Annotated in this window: 22 protein-coding genes and 1 tRNA gene; 16 read left to right on the top strand and 7 right to left on the bottom strand. The window is 68.0% G+C overall.

Annotation, left to right across the window (positions count from 1 at the left end):
• Positions 1-55: 55 nt before the first annotated feature.
• Genes OD997_RS02130 through ilvC form a run of 3 tightly spaced genes read left to right on the top strand, consistent with a single transcriptional unit; the run spans position 56 to position 3446 of the window.
• Positions 56-1858 carry an acetolactate synthase large subunit gene (locus tag OD997_RS02130; protein WP_434330157.1) on the top strand — a complete coding sequence of 601 codons (1803 nt, stop codon included), beginning with the start codon at positions 56-58 and terminating at the stop codon, positions 1856-1858.
• Between the two features lie 2 nt (positions 1859-1860).
• Positions 1861-2370 (top strand): acetolactate synthase small subunit, encoded by a 510-nt coding sequence (ilvN, locus tag OD997_RS02135; protein ID WP_056278631.1) that lies wholly within the window; start codon positions 1861-1863, stop codon positions 2368-2370.
• A gap of 47 nt (positions 2371-2417) precedes the next feature.
• A complete protein-coding gene (gene ilvC / locus OD997_RS02140) occupies positions 2418-3446 on the top strand; it encodes a ketol-acid reductoisomerase (RefSeq protein WP_056509566.1) in 1029 nt (342 codons plus the stop codon).
• A 63-nt stretch (positions 3447-3509) separates the two neighbouring features.
• On the opposite strand, the gene OD997_RS02145 is transcribed toward ilvC, so the two are convergent.
• Positions 3510-4445: a hypothetical protein gene (locus OD997_RS02145; protein ID WP_434330158.1), complete on the bottom strand. Its 936-nt coding sequence runs from the start codon at positions 4443-4445 to the stop codon at positions 3510-3512.
• 78 nt (positions 4446-4523) lie between these two features.
• On the opposite strand from OD997_RS02145, the gene OD997_RS02150 reads away from it, so the two are divergent.
• The 3 genes from OD997_RS02150 (at position 4524) to serA (ending at position 7108) form a co-directional block, all read left to right on the top strand.
• Positions 4524-5045 (top strand): hypothetical protein, encoded by a 522-nt coding sequence (locus OD997_RS02150; protein ID WP_434330159.1) that lies wholly within the window; start codon positions 4524-4526, stop codon positions 5043-5045.
• A complete protein-coding gene (locus tag OD997_RS02155; protein ID WP_434330160.1) occupies positions 5042-5377 on the top strand; it encodes a hypothetical protein in 336 nt (111 codons plus the stop codon). The genes OD997_RS02150 and OD997_RS02155 overlap by 4 nt, the downstream gene beginning before the upstream one ends.
• A gap of 126 nt (positions 5378-5503) precedes the next feature.
• Positions 5504-7108 (top strand): phosphoglycerate dehydrogenase, encoded by a 1605-nt coding sequence (gene serA, locus OD997_RS02160; protein WP_434330161.1) that lies wholly within the window; start codon positions 5504-5506, stop codon positions 7106-7108.
• Between the two features lie 78 nt (positions 7109-7186).
• Here serA and OD997_RS02165 read toward each other — a convergent pair whose 3' ends face one another.
• Entirely contained in the window at positions 7187-7732 is a 546-nt protein-coding gene (locus tag OD997_RS02165; protein WP_434330162.1) for a TetR/AcrR family transcriptional regulator, read from the bottom strand.
• Between the two features lie 111 nt (positions 7733-7843).
• Here OD997_RS02165 and OD997_RS02170 point away from each other — a divergent pair, with 111 nt between their 5' ends.
• From OD997_RS02170 to OD997_RS02205, 8 genes are all read left to right on the top strand, one after another.
• Entirely contained in the window at positions 7844-9379 is a 1536-nt protein-coding gene (locus tag OD997_RS02170; protein WP_434330163.1) for an MFS transporter, read from the top strand.
• 75 nt (positions 9380-9454) lie between these two features.
• Complete coding sequence (locus OD997_RS02175) at positions 9455-10498, top strand: 3-isopropylmalate dehydrogenase (protein WP_434330164.1); 1044 nt, start codon at positions 9455-9457, stop codon at positions 10496-10498.
• A 60-nt stretch (positions 10499-10558) separates the two neighbouring features.
• Positions 10559-11659 (top strand): branched-chain amino acid aminotransferase, encoded by a 1101-nt coding sequence (locus OD997_RS02180; RefSeq protein WP_434330165.1) that lies wholly within the window; start codon positions 10559-10561, stop codon positions 11657-11659.
• 82 nt (positions 11660-11741) lie between these two features.
• The gene (locus tag OD997_RS02185; protein ID WP_056308035.1) at positions 11742-12518 is read left to right on the top strand and encodes a fumarylacetoacetate hydrolase family protein; all 777 of its coding nucleotides are present in this window, start codon (positions 11742-11744) and stop codon (positions 12516-12518) included.
• Positions 12515-13774 carry an MFS transporter gene (locus tag OD997_RS02190; RefSeq protein ID WP_434330166.1) on the top strand — a complete coding sequence of 420 codons (1260 nt, stop codon included), beginning with the start codon at positions 12515-12517 and terminating at the stop codon, positions 13772-13774. The genes OD997_RS02185 and OD997_RS02190 overlap by 4 nt, the downstream gene beginning before the upstream one ends.
• Before the next feature lie 71 nt (positions 13775-13845).
• Positions 13846-14535, top strand: a complete 690-nt coding sequence (locus OD997_RS02195) for a class I SAM-dependent methyltransferase (protein ID WP_434330167.1) — start codon at positions 13846-13848, stop codon at positions 14533-14535.
• Positions 14536-14632: 97 nt separating this feature from the next.
• Positions 14633-16138 carry a glutamate--tRNA ligase gene (gltX, locus tag OD997_RS02200; protein WP_434330168.1) on the top strand — a complete coding sequence of 502 codons (1506 nt, stop codon included), beginning with the start codon at positions 14633-14635 and terminating at the stop codon, positions 16136-16138.
• A gap of 183 nt (positions 16139-16321) precedes the next feature.
• Positions 16322-16393 (top strand) — tRNA-Gln (locus tag OD997_RS02205).
• Between the two features lie 52 nt (positions 16394-16445).
• Here the strand turns inward: OD997_RS02205 and OD997_RS02210 are convergent.
• Positions 16446-17342, bottom strand: a complete 897-nt coding sequence (locus tag OD997_RS02210; protein WP_434330169.1) for a hypothetical protein — start codon at positions 17340-17342, stop codon at positions 16446-16448.
• Positions 17343-17502: 160 nt separating this feature from the next.
• On the opposite strand from OD997_RS02210, the gene OD997_RS02215 reads away from it, so the two are divergent.
• Positions 17503-18462 (top strand): DNA topoisomerase IB, encoded by a 960-nt coding sequence (locus OD997_RS02215; RefSeq protein ID WP_434330170.1) that lies wholly within the window; start codon positions 17503-17505, stop codon positions 18460-18462.
• A 9-nt stretch (positions 18463-18471) separates the two neighbouring features.
• Here OD997_RS02215 and OD997_RS02220 read toward each other — a convergent pair whose 3' ends face one another.
• Together OD997_RS02220 and OD997_RS02225 are read right to left on the bottom strand one after the other, a co-directional pair.
• The gene (locus OD997_RS02220; RefSeq protein WP_434332318.1) at positions 18472-19446 is read right to left on the bottom strand and encodes a hypothetical protein; all 975 of its coding nucleotides are present in this window, start codon (positions 19444-19446) and stop codon (positions 18472-18474) included.
• A gap of 8 nt (positions 19447-19454) precedes the next feature.
• On the bottom strand, positions 19455-19952 hold the full coding sequence (locus OD997_RS02225; RefSeq protein WP_434330171.1) for a hypothetical protein: 498 nt from the start codon (positions 19950-19952) through the stop codon (positions 19455-19457).
• A 145-nt stretch (positions 19953-20097) separates the two neighbouring features.
• Between OD997_RS02225 and OD997_RS02230 the strand changes: the two genes are divergently transcribed.
• A complete protein-coding gene (locus OD997_RS02230) occupies positions 20098-22620 on the top strand; it encodes a tetratricopeptide repeat protein (RefSeq protein WP_434330172.1) in 2523 nt (840 codons plus the stop codon).
• Here OD997_RS02230 and OD997_RS02235 read toward each other — a convergent pair.
• On the bottom strand, positions 22602-23459 hold the full coding sequence (locus OD997_RS02235) for a 3-hydroxyacyl-CoA dehydrogenase (protein ID WP_434330173.1): 858 nt from the start codon (positions 23457-23459) through the stop codon (positions 22602-22604). The two genes, OD997_RS02230 and OD997_RS02235, sit on opposite strands and share 19 nt — an antisense overlap.
• A gap of 35 nt (positions 23460-23494) precedes the next feature.
• Positions 23495-23941, bottom strand: a complete 447-nt coding sequence (locus tag OD997_RS02240) for a MarR family winged helix-turn-helix transcriptional regulator (RefSeq protein ID WP_434330174.1) — start codon at positions 23939-23941, stop codon at positions 23495-23497.
• Between the last annotated feature and the right edge of the window lie 33 nt (positions 23942-23974).

The raw sequence follows: 23974 nt of genomic DNA on the forward strand, positions 1-23974 counted from the left end.
GTCGGCTCCGGCATCCCGCCTCCGACGTCGCCTGCAGACCATCAGAAGGAGTGTCATGACTGCTGACACCGTCTCGGCTGTGCCGAGGCCGCCCGCACCCAAGTCCGCCGCACCGGAGATCTCCGGAGCCGAAGCCGTTGTCCGCACGCTCGAGCTCCTCGGCGTCAAGGACGTCTTCGGTCTGCCCGGCGGCGCGATCCTGCCCGTCTACGACCCGCTCATGGATGCGGCCGAGCTTCGGCACATCCTCGTGCGGCACGAGCAGGGCGCCGGTCACGCCGCCGAGGGGTACGCCTCTGCGTCCGGCAAGGTCGGCGTCTGCATCGCGACGTCCGGTCCCGGCGCCACCAACCTCGTCACCGCGATCGCCGATGCCTACATGGACTCGGTGCCGCTGCTCGCGATCACCGGCCAGGTGTTCTCGACGCTGATGGGCACGGATGCGTTCCAGGAGGCGGATATCGTCGGCATCACGATGCCGGTCACGAAGCACTCCTTCCTCGTGAAGGATGCCGCCGAGATCCCCGGCGCCATCGCCGCCGCGTACGAGATCGCCTCGACGGGTCGTCCGGGCCCCGTGCTCGTCGACATCACGAAGGACGCCCAGCAGGCCATGGCGCCGTTCGTCTGGCCCGCGAAGTACGACCTTCCTGGCTATCGCCCGGTGACGAAGGCTCACGGCAAGCAGATCCAAGCGGCCGCCGCACTCCTCGCCGACGCCAAGAAGCCGGTCCTCTACGTGGGTGGCGGTGTCATCCGTGGCCGTGCCGCGGCCGAGCTGCTCGCTCTCGCCGAGACGACGAACGCGCCCGTCGTGACCACACTCATGGCTCGGGGCGCCTTCCCCGACTCGCACCAGCAGCACCTCGGCATGCCGGGAATGCACGGCACCGTCCCCGCGGTGCTCGCGCTGCAGGAGGCCGACCTCATCGTGTCGCTCGGCGCTCGTTTCGATGATCGCGTCACCGGCAAGGCCGCGCTGTTCGCTCCGAACGCGAAGGTCGTGCACGTCGACATCGATCCCGCCGAGATCTCGAAGATCCGCACCGCCGATGTGCCGATCGTCGGCGACCTCAAGGACGTGCTGATCGATCTCGAGTCGGCGTTCCGCAATGCCGTCGCGACGACGTCGCCGGACACCGAGGAATGGTGGTCGTACCTCGACGGGCTCCGCAACGAGTTCCCCCTCGGCTACGCCCCGACGACCGACGGTCTGCTCGCTCCGCAGCATGTGATCCAGCGGATCGGCGAGCTCACCGGCCCGGAGGGCATCTACGCATCCGGCGTCGGCCAGCACCAGATGTGGGCCGCGCAGTTCATCAAGTACGAGCGTCCCAACGCCTGGCTGAACTCCGGGGGAGCGGGCACGATGGGCTACTCCGTCCCGGCTGCCATGGGTGCGAAGGTGGCTGAGCCCGACCGCGTCGTGTGGGCCATCGACGGTGACGGATGCTTCCAGATGACCAATCAGGAGCTCGCCACCTGCACGATCAACAACATCCCGATCAAGGTCGCGATCATCAACAACTCCTCGCTGGGCATGGTGCGCCAGTGGCAGACGCTGTTCTACGACGGACGCCACTCGAACACCGACCTCAACACGGGGCACGGAACCGTGCGCATCCCCGACTTCGTGAAGCTGGCGGAGGCCTACGGCTGCCTCGCCATCCGTGTGGAGAAGGAAGAGGAGGTGGATGCCGCGATCAAGCTCGCTCTCGAGACGAACGACCGCCCCGTGGTCATCGACTTCGTCGTCAGCGCGGACTCGATGGTCTGGCCGATGGTCCCCCAGGGCGTGAGCAACAGCTACGTCCAGTACGCCCGCGACCACGCGCCCGCATTCGACGAGGAGGACTGACCATGTCGACTCACGTACTGAGCCTCCTCGTGGAGAACACCCCGGGTCTGCTGACCCGAGTCGCCGGGCTCTTCGCCCGCCGCGGCTTCAACATCGACTCGCTCGCGGTGGGCGTGACCGAGGTGCCGGGCATCTCGCGCATCACTGTGGTCGTCGACCTCGAGGACCTTCCTCTCGAGCAGGTGACCAAGCAGCTCAACAAGCTGATCAACGTCATCAAGATCGTCGAGCTCGATTTCCCGACGTCGGTGCAGCGCGAGCACATGCTCGTCAAGGTGCGCACCGACAACGCCACCCGCTCGAACGTCATCGAGGTCGCGAACCTGTTCCGCGCCTCGGTCGTCGACTACGCGTCAGACGCGCTCGTGATCGAGGTCACGGGAGACCGAGGCAAGGTGGACGCCATGCTGCGCGCCCTCGAGCCCTTCGGCATCAAGGAGATCGCGCAGTCGGGCCTCCTCGCCATCGGTCGCGGCGGCAAGAGCATCACCGAGCGCGTCCTGCGCGGCTGAACCCAGACATCACACACGTACACGAACACCAATCAAGGAGAAAACCAGTGAGCACCGAGATCTTCTACGACGCAGACGCCGATCTGTCGATCATCCAGGGCAAGAAGGTCGCCATCGTCGGCTACGGCTCGCAGGGTCACGCGCACGCGCAGAACCTTCGCGACTCGGGTGTCGAGGTCGCGATCGCCCTCAAGGAGGGCTCGAAGTCGGCGCCGAAGGCGGAGGAGGCCGGATTCGCGGTCAAGACCGTCGCCGAGGCGACGCAGTGGGCAGACCTCATCATGATCCTGGCGCCGGACCAGCACCAGCGCACCATCTACAGCGAGTCGATCGCTCCGAACCTCACCGAGGGCAAGACGCTCGCCTTCGCGCACGGCTTCAACATCCGCTTCGGCTACATCGACGCACCCGAGGGCGTCGACGTCATCCTCGTCGCTCCGAAGGCCCCCGGTCACACCGTGCGTCGTGAGTTCGTGGCCGGTCGCGGCATCCCGGACATCATCGCGGTCGAGCGCGACGCATCGGGCAACGCCTGGGCGACCGCCCTCTCGTACGCCAAGGCCATCGGTGGCACGCGCGCCGGCGTCATCAAGACGACGTTCACCGAAGAGACCGAGACCGACCTGTTCGGCGAGCAGGCAGTGCTCTGCGGTGGCGTCAGCCACCTCGTGCAGGCCGGCTTCGAGACGCTGACCGAGGCGGGCTACCAGCCGCAGATCGCCTACTTCGAGGTTCTGCACGAGCTCAAGCTCATCGTCGACCTCATGTGGGAGGGCGGCATCGCCAAGCAGCGCTGGTCGGTGTCCGACACGGCCGAGTACGGCGACTACGTCTCGGGCCCCCGCGTCGTCACCCCCGAGGTCAAGGAGTCGATGAAGGCGATCCTCGCCGACATCCAGAACGGCGCCTTCGCGAAGCGTTTCATCGATGACCAGGACAACGGCGCCGAGGAGTTCCTCGCGCTGCGTGCCAAGGAGGAGACGCACCCCATCGAGGCCACCGGCAAGGAGCTGCGTTCGCTCTTCGCATGGAAGCAGCAGGACGAGGACTACGTCGACGGCAGCGCCGCGCGCTGACTCACAGACGAAGAAGGGGCCCGGTGCGAATCGCACCGGGCCCCCTTCCGGATCCGCGAGGAATCACTCCGACGGAGCGGCGTCCTCGACCTCGATGGGCGCGTCCGTGGGGTCCGCCCACACCGGCGCAGGAAGCAGGGTGTCGACGGCGCCACCCTGGATCTCGCGCAGCGCGTCTTCGATCTCATCCGCGTTCTCGGGAACTGCTAGACCGCAGGCCTTCAGCTCCGAAGCGAACTTCAGGGTGAGGCGGCTCTTGCCTGCTTCCACGGCCTCCGCTGTGGTGCCGGTGCGCTTCTCGCTGCCGGTCTGGATATCGGAGACCTCGTCGCACACGTGGTAGACCGCGCCCCCATCGACCCATACGACCTCGTCCTTGCCGAGCAACTGGATCACCGCGGACTGGTCGGCGGTGTACTGCTCGACGGACGGCGGGGTGAAGTCCACGCCGATGACCGTGGCGAGGACGGCGAGGGCGATGCCGACGATGCCGGCGGTCGCCTTCTGCCCCTTGTCCATGTCCTTGTTGAGGAAGATCAGGATGATCAGCGGGAGGAAGGCGATGATCGCGATGATCGCGCCCAACTGGTTCTGCACGAAGAACCGCAGAGTCTCGGACTTCCGGGCCGGATCCAGGCGGTTGGCCTTCTTCCAGAGGATCGATCCGGTGATGGCGAGCGCGGCGATGACGACGAGCAGCACGAGAAGCGTGATGAACGCCCACTGCGGGAACTGGGCAGTGACACCCTGCTCCTCGAGGAGTCCGGTGTCGGGGTCGCGCACGAGGGTGCCGTCCTCGCCCACGTACTCGCGCTGGCGGAGCAGCCAGAAGATGCCGACGGCCTCGGCGGCGATCGCGATGACCCACAGCGCGACGGCGATCCAGCGGAAGGTGGTCGCCTTCGACTTCGCGGCGGCGGTCGGCTTCCACCCTGCGGCGGGCTCGTCGACAGAGCCGCTCGGTGTGCTCTTGTCGACGTTCTCGTTCTGCTCTGCCACGGTGGTCCCTCCAGGCCGGGGCCGCTTCTGGCCCAGATGCCCCCGAGCATAGTGGACGCCGTGTCCTACGCTGGGGACATGACTTCCGATTCCGACGACGCCCTGAGCTGGGACGGCGACGAGGGCGGTTCTCCGACGAGGCCTGCTCCCAAGAAGCCCGCGAAGGCGAGCAGGGAGCGGGCTGAGTCTGCACAGACCCAGGGCGAGGCGAACGACCCCGCGTTGCCCGAGGGCTGGAACGCCGTAGGCAAGGGGAGCGCTGCGGTCGGGCGTATCGAGAACGAGGACGACGAGGATCAGCAGCCGTTGAGCACCGCGATGCTACTGATCCTCGGCATCGTCGGCGGGGTCTATCTCCTGTACAGCGTCGGCTGGGTCGTCGGCGGACTGCGCCTCAAGCCGCTCGCGAACTTCTTCGTCGCCGACGCGATGTTCCTGCCCTGGTTCGTCCTCGCGGTGGCGGCACCGCTGCTGTGGTTCCTCGCGAGCTGGGTGCTCACGCGTGGTAAGGCCGGGTGGATCCGGGTGTCCGCACTCCTCCTCGGCGTCGTGCTCCTCGTGCCCTGGCCCTTCGTGACGGTGGGAGCGATCGGACTATGAGCGAGATGCAGATGTCACAGTCGACCCCGGCAGCATCGTCTCGATGGCTCACCGGGCTCGTCCTCGGGCTGGCGGGGCTCTTCTACGCCTACGCGATCTGGAACGCCGTGGCGCACCTGATCACCATGGCTCAGGTCGGGCTGAGCGGCGTCGGCTGGGCCACCCTTCTGTTCGGCGTCGTCTTTCCCGCGATCGTCTTCGTCTTCGCCTACCTGATCGGAAGGCGGCGGTCCGCAGGGGAGCTCGGACTCGTGCTCCTGGCGGGCCTCGGCGTCGTCGCGGTGTTCTGGTTGAGTCTGCTCGCATACAGCCTGACCCTCGCGGGGTCCTAGCGATTCCGCAGTCGCTCGACGTCACACGGCACGGAGCAGCGGAGTCGCTCGGGTACAGTTGGAGTGATCGCGCCCCCACGGTGTGCGGCGCATCGGCCCCCTGTCGCGCTGCCCCGAAGGATCCCTGTGCCGAAGCCCGTCGTGCTCCTCGCCGAAGTTCTCTCACCTGCCACGATCGAGGCCCTCGGCCCCGACTTCGACGTTCGCAACGTCGACGGCACTGATCGCGAGGCGCTTTTCGCGTCGCTCGCGGATGCCGACGCCGTGTTGATCCGGTCGGCGACGCAGATCGACGAGGAGGCGCTGACCCACGCGCCGAAGCTGAAGGTCGTCGCCCGTGCGGGTGTGGGCCTCGACAACGTCGACATCAAGGCGGCCACGACGGCCGGCGTCATGGTCGTCAACGCGCCGACGTCGAACATCGTCTCCGCGGCAGAGCTCACGGTCGGTCACATCCTGAGCCTCGCTCGTCGCATCCCCGCCGCGCACGCGTCGCTGTCGGCAGGTCAGTGGAAGCGCAGCTCCTTCACCGGGGCCGAGCTCTTCGAGAAGACCGTCGGCATCGTCGGCCTCGGCCGGATCGGTGCTCTCGTCGCCGCGCGCCTCGCCGCTTTCGACATGCGCGTCGTCGCCTATGACCCCTACGTCACCTCGGCGCGCGCTCAGCAGCTGGGCGTGCAGCTGCTGACGCTCGACGAGCTCGTCGCCGAGTCCGACTTCCTCACGATCCACATGCCGAAGACGCCCGAGACCACCGGAATGATCGGTGCCGAACAGTTCAAGGCCATGAAGCCGACGGCGTTCGTCGTCAACGTCGCTCGTGGCGGGCTGATCGATGAGGAGGCGCTGCACGCAGCCCTTGTCGCCGGCGAGATCGCCGGAGCTGGTCTCGACGTCTTCACCTCGGAGCCCCCGGCAGAGGGCGGCACTGCTCGTCCGCTCCTCGACCTTCCGAACGTCGTCGTCACCCCGCACCTCGGAGCGAGCACCGAGGAGGCGCAGGAGAAGGCCGGCGTGTCCGTGGCGCGTTCGGTGCGCCTGGCCCTCGGCGGAGATCTCGTGCCGGATGCCGTCAACGTGGCGGGTGGCGTGATCGACCCCTACGTCCGCCCCGGTATCTCGCTCGTCGAGAAGCTCGGCCAGATCTTCGCCGCTCTCTCGACGTCGCCGCTCACGAGCCTCGACGTCGAGGTGCACGGCGAGTTGAATGAATACGACGTCAGCGTTCTCAAGCTCGCGGCCCTCAAGGGCGTCTTCACGAACATCGTCAGCGAGACGGTCTCGTACGTCAACGCGCCGCTGCTCGCCGACCAGCGCGGCATCGCCGTGCGCCTGCTCAAGGATGACGTCAGCGACGAGTACCGCAACGTCATCACCCTCAGCGGCGCCCTCTCCGACGGCTCGCAGCTCTCGGTGTCCGGCACGCTCACCGGCCCGAAGCAGGCCGAGAAGCTGGTCGCCATCAACAACCACGCGCTCGAGCTGCCGATCGAGAAGCACCACGTCGTGATGCTCTACACCGACCGCCCCGGCATCGTCGCGGTCTACGGTCAGAAGTTCGGTGAAGCGGGCATCAACATCGCCGGCATGCAGATCTCGCGCCTCGGTGCCGGGGACCAGGCGCTCAGCGTCCTCACGCTGGACTCGCCGGTGCCGGACGACCTGCTCGACGACCTGCGCGGATCCATCGATGCGGATCTCTTCCGTCAGATCGAGATCACCGAGGTCTGAGCGGGGGCACCCGGATCAGCAGAGCGGGAGGGCAGGCCGAAGGGTCGCCCTCCCGCTTTCTGCATGCGAGGCCGGCGGTCAGGGTGCGGTCGCGCGCAGTACGAGAGCGATCAGGTCCGAGAGCTCGTCGCTGCGGGGGACCAGTCGCTCAGGTCCGTGCACATCGAGCGAGTTGTTGAAATAGAGCCCGTCGCTCAGCAGCATCACGAGATCGAGGCTTGCTGCATCCCGCACATGGGGGCGGATCGTGTCCTCCCATCGGTCCCGATTCCGGCGGAGCGCATCGGCTGCCGGCGCCGAACCGCCCTGCGCGAGTCGTGTCGCAGCGATCAGCACGCGATCCAGCGCGTCGTCCTCCATGACGGAGGTGCGCACGTAGTACGCCACCGGTCCCTCTTCGGCTGTCGTCATGCGTTCGAGATCCGCCGTCGTGAGCGCGTCGAGACGCTCGATCAGACCTGCGGCGAGGTCCTCCTTCGAACCGAAGTGGTAGAGCAGCCCGCCCTTCGAGACGCCGGCGGCCCTGGCCGTCGCGTCGAGGGTGGCCGCGCGCTCACCGTCTTCGATGACGATCGCTTCGAAGGCGTCGAGAACGCGTTCTCGGGCCAGGGGAGGTCGGGGCATCGGGGTCCTCTGTTCGTCTTGCATCACAGTAGCGCGGCAGTGTGACGATTCTGTTACTATACCATCTGGACGGTTTAGTAACGATGCCGTCATGATCTTGAGAGGTGTTCCATGACCCGTACTGCGTCGATCCCGACGACAGAGACGGATGCTCCCCGCGTCGGAGCCCGAGGCTGGGCGGCGCTCGTCGTCCTCATGCTGCCCGTGCTCCTGGTATCGGTGGACAACACGGTGCTGAGCTTCGCGCTCCCCGAGATATCCATCGCGCTCGCGCCCACCGGTGCCGAGCAGCTGTGGATCATCGACGTCTACCCGCTCGTGCTTGCGGGACTCCTCGTGACCATGGGCACCCTCGGCGACCGCTTCGGACGCCGGCGGATGCTGCTGATCGGTGCGACCGGGTTCGCGGCGGTGTCGGCCCTCGCGGCCTTCGCTCCCACCGCCGGTCTGCTGATCGCGGCCCGCGCCCTGCTCGGCTTCTTCGGTGCGATGCTGATGCCGTCGACCCTGTCGCTCCTGCGCTCGATCTTCCAGAACCGTGATCAGCGTCGCCTCGCGATCGCCGTCTGGGCGTCCGCATTCTCCGCCGGTTCCGCTCTCGGGCCGATCGTGGGCGGGTTCCTGCTCGAGCACTTCGTCTGGGGGTCGGTGTTCCTGATCGCCGTCCCCGTGCTCATCCCACTGCTGGTCGGCGCGCCGCTGCTCGTTCCCGAGAGCCGTGACCCGAACCCCGGTCGCATCGACATCGTCAGCATCGTGCTGTCGATGGCCGCGATGATCCCCGTGGTGTACGCGATCAAGTCGCTCGCCGTCGAAGGGCCGAGCCTCACTGCCGGCGGCTGGGCGCTGCTCGGCATCGTGATGGGCTACCTGTTCGTGCGGCGACAGCTGCATGCCGAGGTGCCGATGCTCGACATGGCGCTGTTCCGCCGGGGATCCTTCTCGGGAGCGATTCTCGTCAACCTGCTCAGCGTCGTCGCGCTCGTGGGCTTCCTCTACTTCGTGTCGCAGCACCTCCAGCTGGTCCTCGGCCTGTCGCCGATGACCGCAGGGGCGGCGCTGGTGCCCGGCATGATCGCGATGATCGTGGCCGGACTCTCGGTCGTCCCGATCTCGCGTCGGGTGCGCCCGCACATCCTGGTGCCGGCAGGACTCGTGTTCTCCCTCGCCGGATACCTGCTCGTCGCGTTCACGACCTCCGATCACGGTGTCGCACCGCTGATCATCGCCTTCGTGGTGCTCGGCATCGGCATCGGAGCGGCCGAGACCATCTCGAACGAGCTGATCCTCTCCTCGGCTCCCGCCGAGAAGGCGGGAGCCGCGAGCGCGGTGTCCGAGACGGCCTACGAGCTCGGCGCGGTTCTCGGCACAGCCGTGCTCGGCGGCCTGATCACCGCGTTCTACCGCGGGGCGCTGGTCATTCCGTCAGGCATTCCCGCAGATGCCGCACACGCGGCGAAGGAGACCCTCGCCGGCGCCTACACAGCCGCCCAGGAGCTGCCGACACAGCTCGGCGAGACGCTCTGGGATGCCGCATCCGCCGCCTTCGGATCCGGTGTCCTGGTGACCTCGCTCATCGGTGCGGGGCTCGTCGTGCTGGCAGGCCTGATCGCGGCCGTCACACTGCGCAAGACCCCCTCGCACTGACCAGTACGCTGGGAGAACCGGCCCGCTCGGCATCCGTCCGAGTGCGGGCCGGTTCATCCCGATGCAAGGAGTGTCATGTCGCGTGTCGTGAAGCTGGCCGTCATCCCCGGTGACGGAATCGGCCCCGAGGTCGTCGCAGAGGCCGAGAAGGTCCTCGATGCGGTCACCGCATCGAGCGACGTGTCGTTCGACAAGACCCGCTTCTCGCTCGGCGCCGCTCGTTATCTCGAGACGGGCGACACCCTCACCGACGATGACCTTGCGGCGATCTCGGAGCACGACGCCATCCTGCTCGGAGCCGTCGGGGGCACGCCCGGCGACCCCCGGCTCAAGGACGCGAACATCGAGCGCGGGCTGCTGCTCAAGCTCCGCTTCACGCTCGACCACTACGTGAACCTGCGTCCGTCGAAGCTCTTCACCGGGGCCGCCGGTCCGCTCGCGAACCCGGGAGACATCGATTTCGTCGTCGTCCGCGAGGGCACGGAGGGGCCGTACGTCGGAAACGGTGGAGCGATCCGCAAGGGCACGCCGCACGAGGTCGCGAACGAGACTTCGGTCAACACCGCCTTCGGCGTCGAGCGGGTCGTGCGCTACGCCTTCGACCTCGCCGAGCGGCGGAGCAAGAAGCTCACCCTCGTGCACAAGACCAACGTGCTCGTGCACGCCGGCGCGATCTGGCAGCGCATCGTGAACGAGATCGCGGCAGAACACCCCGATGTCACCGTCGACTACCTGCACGTGGATGCCGCGACGATCTTCCTGGTCACCGACCCCTCCCGCTTCGACGTGATCGTGACGGACAACCTGTTCGGTGACATCCTCACCGACCTCGCCGGTGCGGTCACCGGAGGAATCGGGCTCGCCGCCTCGGGAAACATCAACCCCGCCGGAGCGTTCCCGTCGATGTTCGAGCCGGTGCACGGATCCGCGCCCGACATCGCGGGGCAGCAGAAGGCCGACCCCACCGCCGCGATCCTCTCGGTCGCGCTGCTGCTCGACCACCTCGGGCTCACAGAAGAGGCTGCTCGCGTGAGCGCCGCCGTCGAGTCCGACATCGCGTCCCGCACGAGGGCGCGCACCACCGCGGAGGTCGGCTCCGCGATCACCGCTCTGCTCTGAGCGACAGGCGTAGGCTGGGATGGCGCGAGGTTGCGCGCCGCACGAGGAATGGATGACGAGATGACGACCATCGACGCCGAGACCACCGTGGCTCCGCTGGAGTTCGCGGTGACCAAGAACCTGGCCGCCGCGACCCCCGGTCGGGTCGCCGAGGTCCACGAGAACCCCGGATTCGGTGTGGTCTTCACCGACCACATGGTCGACATCTGCTGGTCGGTCAAGGGCGGATGGCACCGTCCCCGCGTGCAGCCGTACGGACCGATTCCGCTCGACCCCGCAGCATCCGTTCTGCACTACGCGCAGGAGATCTTCGAGGGCATCAAGGCCTATCGTCACGCCGACGGGTCGATCCACACCTTCCGCCCGGACCGCAACGCAGCCCGTCTGCAGGCCAGCGCCCGCCGTCTCGCGCTGCCGGAGCTGCCGACCGAGTACTTCATCCAGTCGCTGCGCGAGATCGTCAAGGTCGATGGGCGTTGGGTGCCGTCCGGTGAGGACCAGAGCCTGTACCTCCGCCCCTTCATGTTCGCCAAGGAGGCCTTCCTCGGTGTCCGCGCGGCGCAGAAGGTCGCCTACTACGTGATCGCGAGCCCCGCAGGCGCCTACTTCAGCGGCGGCGTGAAGCCCGTGCGCATCTGGCTCTCCGAGGACTACGCGCGCGCAGGCAAGGGTGGCACCGGCAAGGCCAAGACCGGTGGCAACTACGCATCGAGCCTGCTCGCCCAGAGCGAGGCCTCCTCGAAGGGATGCGATCAGGTCGTGTTCCTCAACGAGGAGCGCAACGTCGAGGAGCTCGGCGGCATGAATGTCGTGTTCGTGTTCAAGGACGGCCGCGTCGTCACGCCAGAGTCGGACAGCATCCTCGAGGGCATCACGCGCGACTCCCTGCTGCAGCTCGCGGAGGACCGCGGCTACACGGTCGAGAAGCGACCGATCTCGATCGACGAGTGGCGCGACGGTGTGGCATCCGGTGACATCGTCGAGGTCTTCGCCTGCGGCACCGCCGCCGTCGTGACGCCGATCGGCGCGCTGGTGGGCGACGGATTCGACGAGCCGCAGCCGCTGGGCGAGCTCGCTCTGTCGCTGCGTGAAGAGCTCACCGACATCCAGTACGGCCGTCGCGAAGACAGGCACGGCTGGCTCCTGCGCCTCGACGCCTGAGGTCGACGGACTTCCCAGACCCCGCCGCGCGAAATCCGCACGGCGGGGTCTGCTCGTGTGCGGCCCTGGATAGGCTGAGGGCATGAAGATCGCCCGATTCAGCCATGACGACGCCATCCTCTTCGGGATCGTCGATGACACCGACCTCGTCGTCCTCTCGGGCGATCCGCTCTTCGCCGGGTACGAGCCGACGGGCGATCGTGTGCCGATCGCGGACGCGGTCATCCTGGCGCCGGTGATCCCGCGCTCGAAGATCGTCTGCGTCGGCAAGAACTACCACGATCATGCCGCCGAGATGGGGGGAGTGGCCCCCGAGGAGCCGCTGCTGTTCCTCAAGCCCAACACCGCGGTGATCGGCCCCGGCGATGCGATCGTACGTCCGTCGATCTCGGATCAGACCGAGTACGAGGGCGAGCTCGCCGTCGTGATCGGCAAGGTCGCCAAGAACGTGACACAGGCGGATGCCCTCGACCATGTGCTCGGGTACACGATCGCCAACGACGTCACCGCTCGTGACCTGCAGCGCAAGGACGGCCAGTGGTCGCGCGCGAAGGGCTTCGACACATTCTGCCCGCTCGGCCCCACCATCAGCACGGACTTCGACCCGTCGGTCGCCACGATCGAGACCCGGGTCAACGGAGAGGTACGGCAGAAGGCGCCGCTGACCGACATGATCCACTCCGTCGCGGCGATCATCGAGCATGCGTCGGCCGTGTTCACCCTGCTGCCCGGCGACGTCATCCTGACGGGCACGCCTGCGGGTGTCGGCACCTTCGACGCCGGTGACACGGTCGAGGTCGAGATCACCGGACTGGGGATCCTGCGCAACACCGTGCGTGACGCCGTGCGCGCTTCATGACCGTCGTCGCTCTGACGGCGACCCAGCAGGCAGCCGTCCAGCGACGCACCGTCCTGGTGCTGTCACTCGGACAGGTGCTCGGCGGGATCGCCTTCGGAGCGACGGTGTCGCTCGGAGCGCTGCTCGCCGCCGACCTCTCGGGAAGTGACGCGCTCTCGGGCCTTGCCACGGCGTCGGTCACCCTCGGTGCGGCGCTGTGCGCGATCCCGCTCGCACGTCTCGCCGCCAGGGTCGGCAGGCGGCGCGCGCTGACACTCGGGAACCTCTTCGCGCTCGTCGGCATCGCCGTCGTGATCCTGGCCGCGTCGCTGCGGGTGTTCCCTCTGCTGCTGGTCGGCATCCTGATGATCGGTGCGGGGAATGCCGGCAACCTGCAGTCCCGGTTCGCCGCCACGGATCTCGCCGCCCCGCAGCACCGCGGACGCGATCTCTCGATCGTCGTGTGGGCGACGACGATCGGAGGCGTGGCAGGACCACTGCTGCTGGGGCCGGGGGAGATCGTCGGCGAGGCCGTCGGCATGCCGCCGCAGACCGGCTCCTACGTGTTCTCGTTCGTCGCCCAGTGCGCGGCGCTCATCCTCTACCTGATCGCGCTGCGGCCCGATCCGCTTCTCGCAGCTCAAGGCCTCGCCAGGGCAGCAGCAGCGGTGACCGGGCAGGTGTCGGTCGATCGTCCGGTGGTGGCTCGATACGCGATCTTCGCGATCGCAGGGTCACACGTCGTGATGGCATCGGTCATGGCGATGACTCCCGTGCACCTCGCGCACATGGCGCACGGCAGCGAGGGCATGGCGCCCACGCCGGCCGATGTGTCGGCACTCGTCGGCATCACGATCGCTCTGCACGTCGGCGGCATGTACGCTCTCTCTCCACTCTTCGGCATCCTCGCGGACCGCTGGGGACGGTTGCGCGTGGTGCTGCTGGGACAGGTGCTCCTCGGCGGAGCGCTCGCCTTCGCCGTCTTCGTGAACGATCAGGAGTGGGGCGTGATGGTCGCGCTGATCCTGCTGGGCCTGGGATGGAGTGCGGCCACCGTCGCCGGGGCGGCGCTGCTCACCGAATCGAGCGCGCCCGAGCTGCGCACACGACGACAGGGTCGGAGCGACTCGCTGATGAGCCTGTCGGCTGCGGCGGGCGCGGTGCTCGCCGGAGTGATCCTGTCGAACTACCAGTACGCGGGGCTGGGCATCGCGGCATCCGTGCTGGTGATCGCGATCGTCGCGCTCTCGCCTCTCGCCCGCTCCCGAGCGCGATGAAGGACTGGGCGGGCACGGGGCGCGCATACGCAGACTCGTACGCCGCGTTGTGTGTCGGGACCGCAGGCTTCATGCTCGACGAGCTCGGGGAAGCGCGTGGACGCTCCCTGCTCGATGTGGGCTCCGGCACAGGATCGCTCTCCGCGGCGTTCGCGGGCGCCGGCTGGAACGTCACCGGATGCGAGCCGGAGCCGACGATGCGGGAGATCGCGGTTCAAGAGCACCCGGGGATCCCCGTGGTCGACGGTGCGCTGCCGCAGCTGCCGTTCCAGGACGGGGTCTTCGACGCGGTCGTCGCCAACTTCGTGCTGAATCACGTCGCCGACCCTCGGATGGCCGCTCGAGAGCTCTCGCGAGTGTCGGCCGACGTCGTGGTGGCGACCGTCTGGACGAACTCGCCGACCTGGCTGTGGCGTGAGGTCTGCGACCGGGCTGGGCTCGCACCGTCGGCGGGGGAGCGACTGCCCCCGGAGCAGGACTTCGAGCGGACGGTCGACGGCTTCGCTCGGATGCTGGACGATGCGGGCTGGAGGGGCACTCGAGTGTCGGAGATCACCTGGAGCTGGTCCGCGGCTGTCGAGGCACTGTGGGCGTCTGCAGAAGGCGGTGTCGGGGGAGCCGGGCAGTTCTACCGTGCGCTCGACGAGTCGGACCGCGCCGCGTTCCGAGCGGCGTTCGACACGGTGTGCTCCGAGCGGACCGTCGACGGTCGCGTCCCACTGGAGCACTCTGCCGCCATGGCGATCCGCTCGCGCCGTTGAGACCCGCCCGTCGCGATGCGGTGCGACCCCGGTCTCGTCCGGCGCCGCACTGCGAGCCCCTGTGGAGTGCCGCAGCGGCAACTAGAATCGGAGGGATATGGCTACTCCGCACCCCCTCACCACGACCGCCAGTGGCGCCGACGTCCGCGTCCGCTTCTGCCCCTCGCCGACCGGACTGCCGCATGTCGGCATGGTCCGCACCGCGCTCTTCAACTGGGCCTACGCCCGCCACACGGGCGGGAAGATGGTGTTCCGCATCGAGGACACCGACGCCGCCCGCGACAGCGAGGAGAGCTTCCGCCAGCTCGTCGACGCGCTCACGTGGCTCAAGATCGACTGGGACGAGGGCGTCGAGGTCGGCGGACCGCACGCCCCGTATCGGCAGTCCGAGCGTCACGACATCTACCGCGGCGTCATCGACAAGCTGCTCGCGACCGGTGCTCTCTACGAGAGCTACTCGACGGCCGAGGAGATCGACGCCCGCAACGAGGCCGCCGGCCGTGCGAAGCAGCTCGGTTATGACAACTTCGATCGCACTCTGACCGACGAGCAGAAGGCTGCCTTCCGGGCCGAGGGACGTCAGCCTGCGCTTCGACTCCGTGTACCCGAAGAAGACCTCACCTACGTCGACCTCATCCGCGACGAGGTGACCTTCCCGGCCGGGTCGTTCCCCGACTTCGTGGTCGTACGCCCCAACGGCATCCCGCTGTACACCTTCGTGAATCCGGTCGACGACGCTCTCATGGGCATCACGCACGTGCTCCGCGGTGAAGACCTGATGCCGTCCACGGCGCGTCAGCTCGCGCTCTATGCGGCTCTCATCGAGGCGGGCGTCACCACGTTCGTGCCCCGCTTCGCCCACATGCCGCTGGTGCTGGGGGAGACCGGCAACAAGAAGCTTTCCAAGCGCGACCCGCAGGCGGACCTCTTCCTGCACCGCGACCGCGGCTTCATCCATGAGGGGCTGCTGAACTACCTGGCCCTCCTGGGCTGGTCGATCGGTCCCGACCGCGACGTGTTCTCGCTCGAGGAGTTCACCGAGGCGTTCGACATCGTGAACGTCAACCCGAACCCGGCCCGCTTCGACCAGAAGAAGGCCGAGTCCATCAACGGCGACCACATCCGCACGCTGGGGGAGAAGGACTTCGCCGAGCGGACGATTCCCTACCTCGCGGCCGCGGGTCTCTTCGACGAGCCCACGCACGAGCAGCTCGTGATGGCGTTCCGCGTCGCGCCGTTGGTGCAGGAGCGCGTCCAGCTGCTGGGCGAGGTGCCCGGGATGGTGGGCTTCCTGTTCAGCGACGACGTCTCCTATGACGCCGACGCGCTCAAAGGTCTCCCCGCCAACGCGGCAGAGGTGCTCGACGCCTGTGTCGCGGCTCTCGAGCCGGTGACCGAGTTCACTCCGGAGAAGGTCCAGGAGGCTCTCGCCGGGGCTCTGGTCGACAAGCTCGAGCTGAAGCCGCGCATCGCCTACGGTCCTCCGCGCGTCGCGATCACCGGCCGCCGGATCTCCCCGCCGCTGTTCGAGTCGATGGAGCTGCTGGGCAAGGACGAGTCGCTGAGGCGGCTTCGTGCGCTCTCGGAGTTCCTCGCGAACTGAGGCCGAGCGACAGCGAAGAGGGAGAGCATCCGACGGGTGCTCTCCCTCTTCGCGTCATCGGTCGCGTGCCTTGCACAGGAGCGGCGATCCCGCGCGACGCGCCCGGACGGAGCGAGGCGTTTTGGCATTCGGGCCGAGGCTCGGGTAGGCTTGACTCTCGGTGCGAGGCTCCGGTTTCGCCCTTGGGGTATGGTGTAATTGGCAACACGGCGGTTTCTGGTTCCGTTGTTCTTGGTTCGAGTCCAGGTACCCCAGCAAGACAAAAACCCCCGCGCGAGCGGGGGTTTTGTCGTATCCGGGAGCGTTACTACTCGCACTCCCCGATGAACTCGAGGTAGCACACGGCTTCGTGGGTGACCGCGGGCTCGTAGTCGTCGTTCGAGACCTGGCGCGTGTTCATCTCCGGCGTACGGGTCAGGCTGCCGTAGGTGCCGAGCGTCGCCACGTAGTACCCGTCGCCGTCCAGCGCTTTCATCTCGTCGATCGCCCCGCTGTAGTCGGTGCAGAGCAGCGTGGCCGTCTCGGTGAGCTCGACACCGACGCAGGCGGCCGTGTAGGTCGCGACCATCAGGTTCGTGCAGTCCGTCCAGTCCTGGTTGACAGTGCACGGGTTCACGGCGTCCATCGAGACGTCGTAGCGTCCGGTCTCGTACTCCTCGCTGTGGAACGTCTCCGGCTTCTCGGGGACGTCCGTCTTGGTCCAGTGTCGGGCGGTGGTGAAGGCGACGATGACAACGACGGCCGCGATGAGCAGCAGAGCGCCGAGGATCGAGAGCGTGACCCACAGTCCGACCCTGCTCTTCTTGCGCGGTTCGGTGTCGGGGGCCGGAGCGTGTCCGGGGTAGACCGCTGTGGCGCCTGCGGCGCTCTCGTAGCCCGGATACGGAGCGGTCGCGGCGTACGCAGGATCTTGAGCCTGCTCGGAACTCGGAGCACCTCCGTATGCGGGTGGTGGTGCGTCGTATGCGGGAGGCGGTGCGTCGTATGCCGGGGGCGGCGAGTCGTATGCCGGAGGCGGCGTCTCGCCCGACGAGGGCGCGGGCGGCGGGGGAGTCGGGATCGTCGTGAGCCAGTAGGAGTACCAGCTCTGCGTCGACGCGGGGTCGGCTGCGACCTGCTGCGCCTCGACGTCGGTGAGCTGTAACCCGAGGGCGCCGCGCAGATCTGGTCTCGTCAGGGACTCACGGAATTCCTCGAGTGACATCGTCATAGTCAAGAGGATGGCAGACCTTTGTACCGGTCGACAATCCGCACGGCCTTCGCCTAGCAGGTCGCATCCCCGCAGCGCCATGCCCTTCACGCGCCCGTTCGCTCGCGGCATCGTGGTCGCACGCGTACCCACGATGCCGACAGGAGTCATACGAATGGCACTCAGAAGAGTCGTGCCCGGGGAGGAACCCGGTATCCGTCGTCGACGCTCGGGCTCGGGGTTCCGGTACCTCGACGCCGGCGACGAGACGGTCGCCGAGGCCGATCGTGAGCGGATCCGCGACCTCGCGATCCCGCCGGCATGGACGGATGTCTGGATCGCCGCCGACCCGCTGGCGCACATCCAGGCCGTCGGCACCGACGACGCGGGAAGGCGGCAGTACCTCTACCATCCGCTGTGGCGGACGGGGAGGGACCAGCGCAAGTTCGCCCGCGCGCTGCGACTGGCCGAGGCGCTGCCTACGGCCAGAGCGAAGGTGACGCGTGCGATCGGGGGATCCGGTCTCACGCGTGAACGCGCACTGGCGGTGTCCTTCCGGCTGCTCGACGATGCCGCTCTGCGGATCGGTTCGGAACGATACCTCGTGAAGCACGGCAGTCGTGGCCTCAGCACGCTTCGACGCCGCGACGTCCGCATCGACGGAAGCACAGTCGCCCTGAGCTTCCCCGCGAAGAGCAAGCAACTGGCGTCGATCGAGATCAGCGATGCTCCGCTGGCCGAGGCCCTGTCGGAGTTCGCTGTCGGATCCCCCCGCGCGCCGCTACTGGCGTACCGGAAGGGCCGGCGTCGGGTGCGGCTGACCTCAAGCGAGGTCAACGACTATCTGCGCGAGGTGGCGGGAGCCGCCTTCACCGCGAAGGACTTCCGTACGCTGCACGGCACCATCCTCGCGGCGGACGCGCTGGCGCGTATCGGTCGCCTCGAGACGAAGAACGAGCGGCGCCGGGCCGAGCGCCTGGCCGTGCAGGCCACGGCCTCGGCGCTCGGCAACACCCTCGCGGTGGCGCGAGGGAGCTACATCGACCCCCGCGTTTTCCGTCTCTACGCGCGGGGTCGCACCCTCGATCTCACCGTGTCGCCCGAGACCGCGATCCGCCGGCTGCTCGGGCGCTGATGATCCTGGTCACACGAACCTCGTCAGGACGATGGCGATGACGAGTGGCACGAGCGGGGCGAGCACTGCGACGACGACCGGCGAGATGCGAACGCGAGAGTCGATCACCCGTGCAGACGCGGCCAGCATGTCGCCCGAGCGCCGGTATGCGGCGGCATCCAGAGAAGGCGCATTGTCGTCGCGGTACAGCAGCGTCCGCCGGCCGAAGCGGTCGTGCAGCGCAGCGATGACCGAGACGAAGCGCGCGAGCTGATCGGCGTCCGTCAGATCCACCGCGGGAAAGTACACGTACAGACTGCTGTCCACCACCTCGAGGTCGAGGTCGCTGCTCGCATCCATCAGGGTCGCCATCAGATCGGGCGTCAGCACGTACAGGGCATCCGTCTCGTAGCCGGACGGAACTGAGAGCTCGAAGACGTCGCTGAAGTCGCCCTCGAGGCGCAGCTGCGCACCTCGACGAGGCAGAGTGCTGAGCGCCCCGCGGCCGGAGCGGGATCGCAGGGTGATCCTCGGTGCCTCGGCGGGGAGAGGGATCCGCACCGAACGGATCGAGTGGATCGTCGACCCCTCGCCGTACCCGACGACGTAGGTGTGCTCGGCGGAGTCGAAAGGAACAGCGCTTCGTCTCGCGTCCAGGTGATCGCGCGCCGTGCGTCCGGATCGCTCGATCTGCTCATCCAGAGATCCACCCCAGATCCAGTCGCTCACATCGTCCCGATACGTCCACCCCGCATCGTGAGTGACAGCGGCGAGCATGCCTCGGCGGCGAGCATGCCGGCGGATCGAGATCGCGGTCCACGCCACGGCGCCCGCGCCGAAGGCGACGACCGCGCACTGCGCCGCGAGCAGCTCGACTCCATCGACCCCCCACCCGACGGGCAGGACGTAGAGGCAGACCGCAGCGGCGAGAGCCAGGTAGCCGACGGAGCAGGCCGCGACGAGCGCGCTGCTGCGCACTCGTGCGGCCCTCCCTCCGGGGACCATGGGCACGCTCAGGGCTTGTAGACGATCGCGATGTGCAGCTGCCCGTTCTCGCGAGCCCAGGCGAGCCACCGCGGTTCGTTGAGTGCGCTCAGTCGCTGGATCGGTATCACGTGGATGCCCTCGTCCGGCCGCCCCAGCGCTCGGAACTCCGGCTTCTTCGAGATCCAGATGGTGCCGCCGCCGTCCCAGGGCTCGAGGCTCGAGTACACGTAGCCGTGCTCGCGCAGGTTGATGCTGTCCGCGAGCGCCTCCGCCTGAGGGGTGATGTCGGCGATGACGTCCGAGGGCACCGTTGCGTCCGTCGCGAAGGCGGCGACATCGTAGACATTGCCGTCGCCGTAATCACGGGTCGCGAGGATGGTCAGCTCCGTGACGCCCTTGTCGCTGCTCCTCGTCCACAGTGAGTGCGAGTTCTTCGCCCGCTTGTTCATCAGGAACCCGCCGAAGTTGATCTTCTGGAAGGCGAAGTCGTCGAGCTTCGCAGCGATCTCGGTGCGGCTGGTCATCGTGGTGTCGTCTCCTTGTCCGGAGGGCGCGGTTCGGCCCTGCGCCCTGAATCGTAGGAAGACGGATCGCCGTCCGTGGCGACTCCGAACGACCCCGAACGGCGAGACGACGACCTGGCGCCGTGCGCTGTCCTAGGCTCATGACATGCCCGATCCGCGCACCCTCGACGAGCTGTGTGCATTGCTGGGGACGATTCGCGCCGCGGCGGGATCCCCGTCTTATGCGGAGATCGCTCGCAGGATCGGGGCGATCCGCGGCGGCGAGGGGCCCGCGAAGGTCACCGTGTACGACTGCTTCCGCCCAGGACGGCGCAGGGTCGACGATCGGCTGGTCGGTGACATCCTGCGGGCGCTCGGCACGTCCGATGAGGAGGCGTCCGGGTGGAGCGCATCAGCGCGTTCACTGAACGGCGACCGATCCGGGGTCCACATCCCGGTCGAGTTCGAGACGAGAGCTGTCGACGGCGCCGAGATCGGGCGCGAGAGGCTGCTCGCGTCGCTGCCGGCAGCCGACGTCATGCTGCTCACCGGGCTGCCTGGGGTGGGCAAGAGCACACTGGCGACGGCGCTGGCGCAGGGCGATCGGGTACTCAGCGTCGACCTGCGCGAGTCTTACATCGGCTGGCCGTCTGCTGACCCCGTGGATGTGCTGCGACGCATGCTCGCGGCGCTCGGGGAACGGTCCCTGCCCTACGAGATCGGGCTCTTGCGCGCGCGCCTAGCCGCCGTCGCCCACGGTGTGACGTGCGTTCTCGAGGACGCCGGCGGGGCTCAGCGTCTGCTCCCGCTGATCGTGCCCGGGGTGCGTTACCTGGTCACCTCGCGCGTCGACCTCGCCTCTTTCGCCGAGCAGCTGCAGGCAGACGGAATCCGAGCCCGTCACATCGCGATCGCGCCGCTCGAGGCAGATGACGCCGCGCGACTCCTCGTGCACCTCCTCACGCGCGAGGAGAGCGGGACGGCGCCCCCGCAGTCCTTCACCGCGCCGGACGTCGACCGGGTCGTCGCGGTGAGCGGCGGGCTTCCCGTGGACATAGCGATGCTCGCCGGCATCGTCCGTGAGCAGTCGGGATGGACTTTCGAGGACCTCGCCTCGCGTTTCGAGAACGAACCGAGGGACGCGAGAATGCGGCCTGTGCTCGAAGCAGCCACCCGCGCGCTCGGGAGCGATGACGCCGATCTCCTCGCGGACGCGGCGTTGATCGATCGAGATTTCGATGAGAGTGTGCTCCTCGCTGCCGCCGGATCTCAGGCGTCCGCCGGTCTCGACCGTCTCCGCTCCCGCCACCTGATCGAGCGCCGTGACGGTCGCGTGGTGATGCACGCCACCGTGTTCGCTTTCGCCCGGGAGCGCTCGAGGTCGTTGCGGCCCGAGTCGGTCAGGCGCTCGTTCGTCACGCGAGCAGGTCGCGCCGTGCTCGATCGTGTGGTGGGCGACCGGGACTATGCAGCGAGAGAGGTCGCCACCGTGCTCGCGGTCGCGACGGCGGCGCGCGACCACGGGGTCGACGACCTGGTCGAAAGCCTCGCCCTCGATGCGCACCCCGCACTGTCGCGCTGGTCGATGTGGAACGAGTCGCTCCGCCTCCACGATCTCGCCACGAGGGGAGCGGGACTCCATCTGATCCCCGAACTGGCGCTCGGCGTCGCATACTGCGCCGAGAAGCTGGGCCGCTTCGACGAGGCGCTCGTCACACTGCACAGAGTCCGTCGCGTCGCCGAGGGAGCAGCGCTCGCCCGCACGTGGAATCAGATCGGGAACGTGCAGCGGTGGATGAGTCATCTCGACGAGGCGCTGACGTCGTATCGTGCCGCGATCGAGCATGCGCAGTCTGCTGGCGACCGCGTGATCGAAGGTCGAGCGACAGGAAACCACGCCGATACCCTGCGAATTCTCGCGCGCTACGACGAGGCGCAGGCACAGTACTCCGATGCTCTGGCTATGGCCGAGAGTGAGGCGGACGAACTCAACACGGTGATCGTCCGGGGGAACCGGGCACTGTGTCTGCTCGCGGTCGGTCGCCTCGACGATGCGGAGAACGAGCTCGGCGACCTCCTTGCTCTGTCGAGTGGCGCGTCGCTGCCCTTCGTGCGGCGCACGCGAGCGCTCATCGCCGAGGCGCGGGGTGACGACGGACTCGCCCGAGAGCGGCTGGGCGAGGCGATCGGGGTCACCGAAGCGTCGGCTGAGTTCGGGACCTCAGCCGACCTCGTGCTGCTGGGGGCGCGTATCGATGCGCGGTCGGGTGCGCACGCGAGGGCGGCGGCAACGGCGCGCGATGTCCTGCACGATGCCGAGCTCGCCGGGTCCCCTCTGATCGCCACAGAGGCGGCGAACTCGCTCGCAGAGATCCTTCTGCTTGCGATGCTCCCGGTGCCCGACGAGCATGGCCTGGCTGAAGCTGAGATTCAGGCCAGTGAGGCCAGGAGCATCGCGGAGGCTACGGGAGATCGGGCCGAGATCGCCCGCAGCGACGGAATCCTCGCGCGGATCGCCGAGGCCAGGGGGAACGGCGAGGATGCGGCGCGGCTCGAATCGGCATCGCGCGCGCTCTACGCGATGATCGGCCATCGGCTTGCTCCACGGATGGAGCGACCAGGTCGCGCGGATGAACCCGGCGACCCGGTCGGAGCGCGAGAGCAGAGGGCTCAGCTCTCGCGCGGGTAGGTGTAGAAGCCCTCTCCGGTGGCGACGCCGAGCTTGCCCTTGTCGATGTACTGCTCCTTGAGCAGATCGGCGAAGCGCTGCTGCTTCTCCCCGCCCATGCGCGAGATGTTGTAGGCCGTGGTCAGACCCACGATGTCGTAGATCTCGAACGGGCCGGCGGGAGCACCGGTGCCGATGCGCCAGGTCGCGTCGATCGCCTCAGGCTCGGCGATCCCGTCGACGAGGAGTTCGGCGCCCGCCTCGAGGAACGGCACGAGGAGGGAGTTCAGCAGGTACCCTGCCTTCTCCTTCTTGATCTGGATCGGGACCATGCCGATCTGCGTGGCGAACTCCACGACCGTCTCATAGACGGCGGGGTCGGTGTCGGGCGTGCCCATCACCTCGGCGGTGTTGTGCGACCAGATCTCATTCGCGAAGTGCAGCGCGAGGAAGCGATCGGGGCGTCCGGTGGACTTCGACAGGGCGCTCGGCAGCAGAGTCGAGGAGTTCGTCGCGAAGATCGTCGTGGCGGGTGCCGCGTCCGCGAGCGTGCGGTAGATGCCCTGCTTGAGCTCGAGGCTCTCCGGGACGGCCTCGATCACGAGATCGGCGTTGCCAGCGGCATCCGCGAGGTCGGAGGTGAGGCGGATGCGACCGACGGCCGACTGCGCGCCCCCGTCAGCCGCGTTCTCGACGCCGTCTGCGACGTAGCGCGCCGCGAGCGCTTCGAAGCGCTCGGCTGCGCGGTCGAGCGCAGCCTGATCGATGTCGTACGCGACGACGTCGAATCCGTGGAAGGCGGTCTGGAACGCGATCTGCGATCCGAGGACGCCGGTGCCGAGAACGGTGATGTTCTTCATTTCTCTTCCTTCTCTGATGGCCTTGTGGGCCGGGGTCATGATGCGGCGTCGCCGCGGTCGAAGCGCTGCAGGTCGTGCGCGAAGCGCGACACCTCCGCATCCGACCACTGCGCGAGATGTGCGTCGATCACGTGCTGGAGCGTGTCGAGCGTTCCGCGGAAGGCTTCCTCGCCCTCGGGCGTGAGTGCCAGTGGGCGCCCGCGTCCCGCCGTCGCAGGCATCTCCTGCACGAGCCCGAGGGCGATGAGGGACGACAGCTGCCGGGACACCGTCGAACGGTTGAGCCGGAACATCTGCGCGATGTCCGTCGAGCGGATGCCCGGCTCATCGGCGATGGCCATCACGATCGACTGGTCTGTGATCGAGAGTCGCGTCTCGCCGGACCGGGCATCGACCAGACCCCGGCGGGTGATCGCCAGCAGGGACCGCAGCACCGTCGCGCTGTCCTGACCTCGTGCGTCCGCCTCGTCGATTTGTTGCATACTGCAACTCTAGACCTGTCTGTTGCATAACGC

It is taken from the genome of Microbacterium sp. CGR1, from assembly GCF_051062835.1.
Taxonomy (GTDB): domain Bacteria; phylum Actinomycetota; class Actinomycetes; order Actinomycetales; family Microbacteriaceae; genus Microbacterium.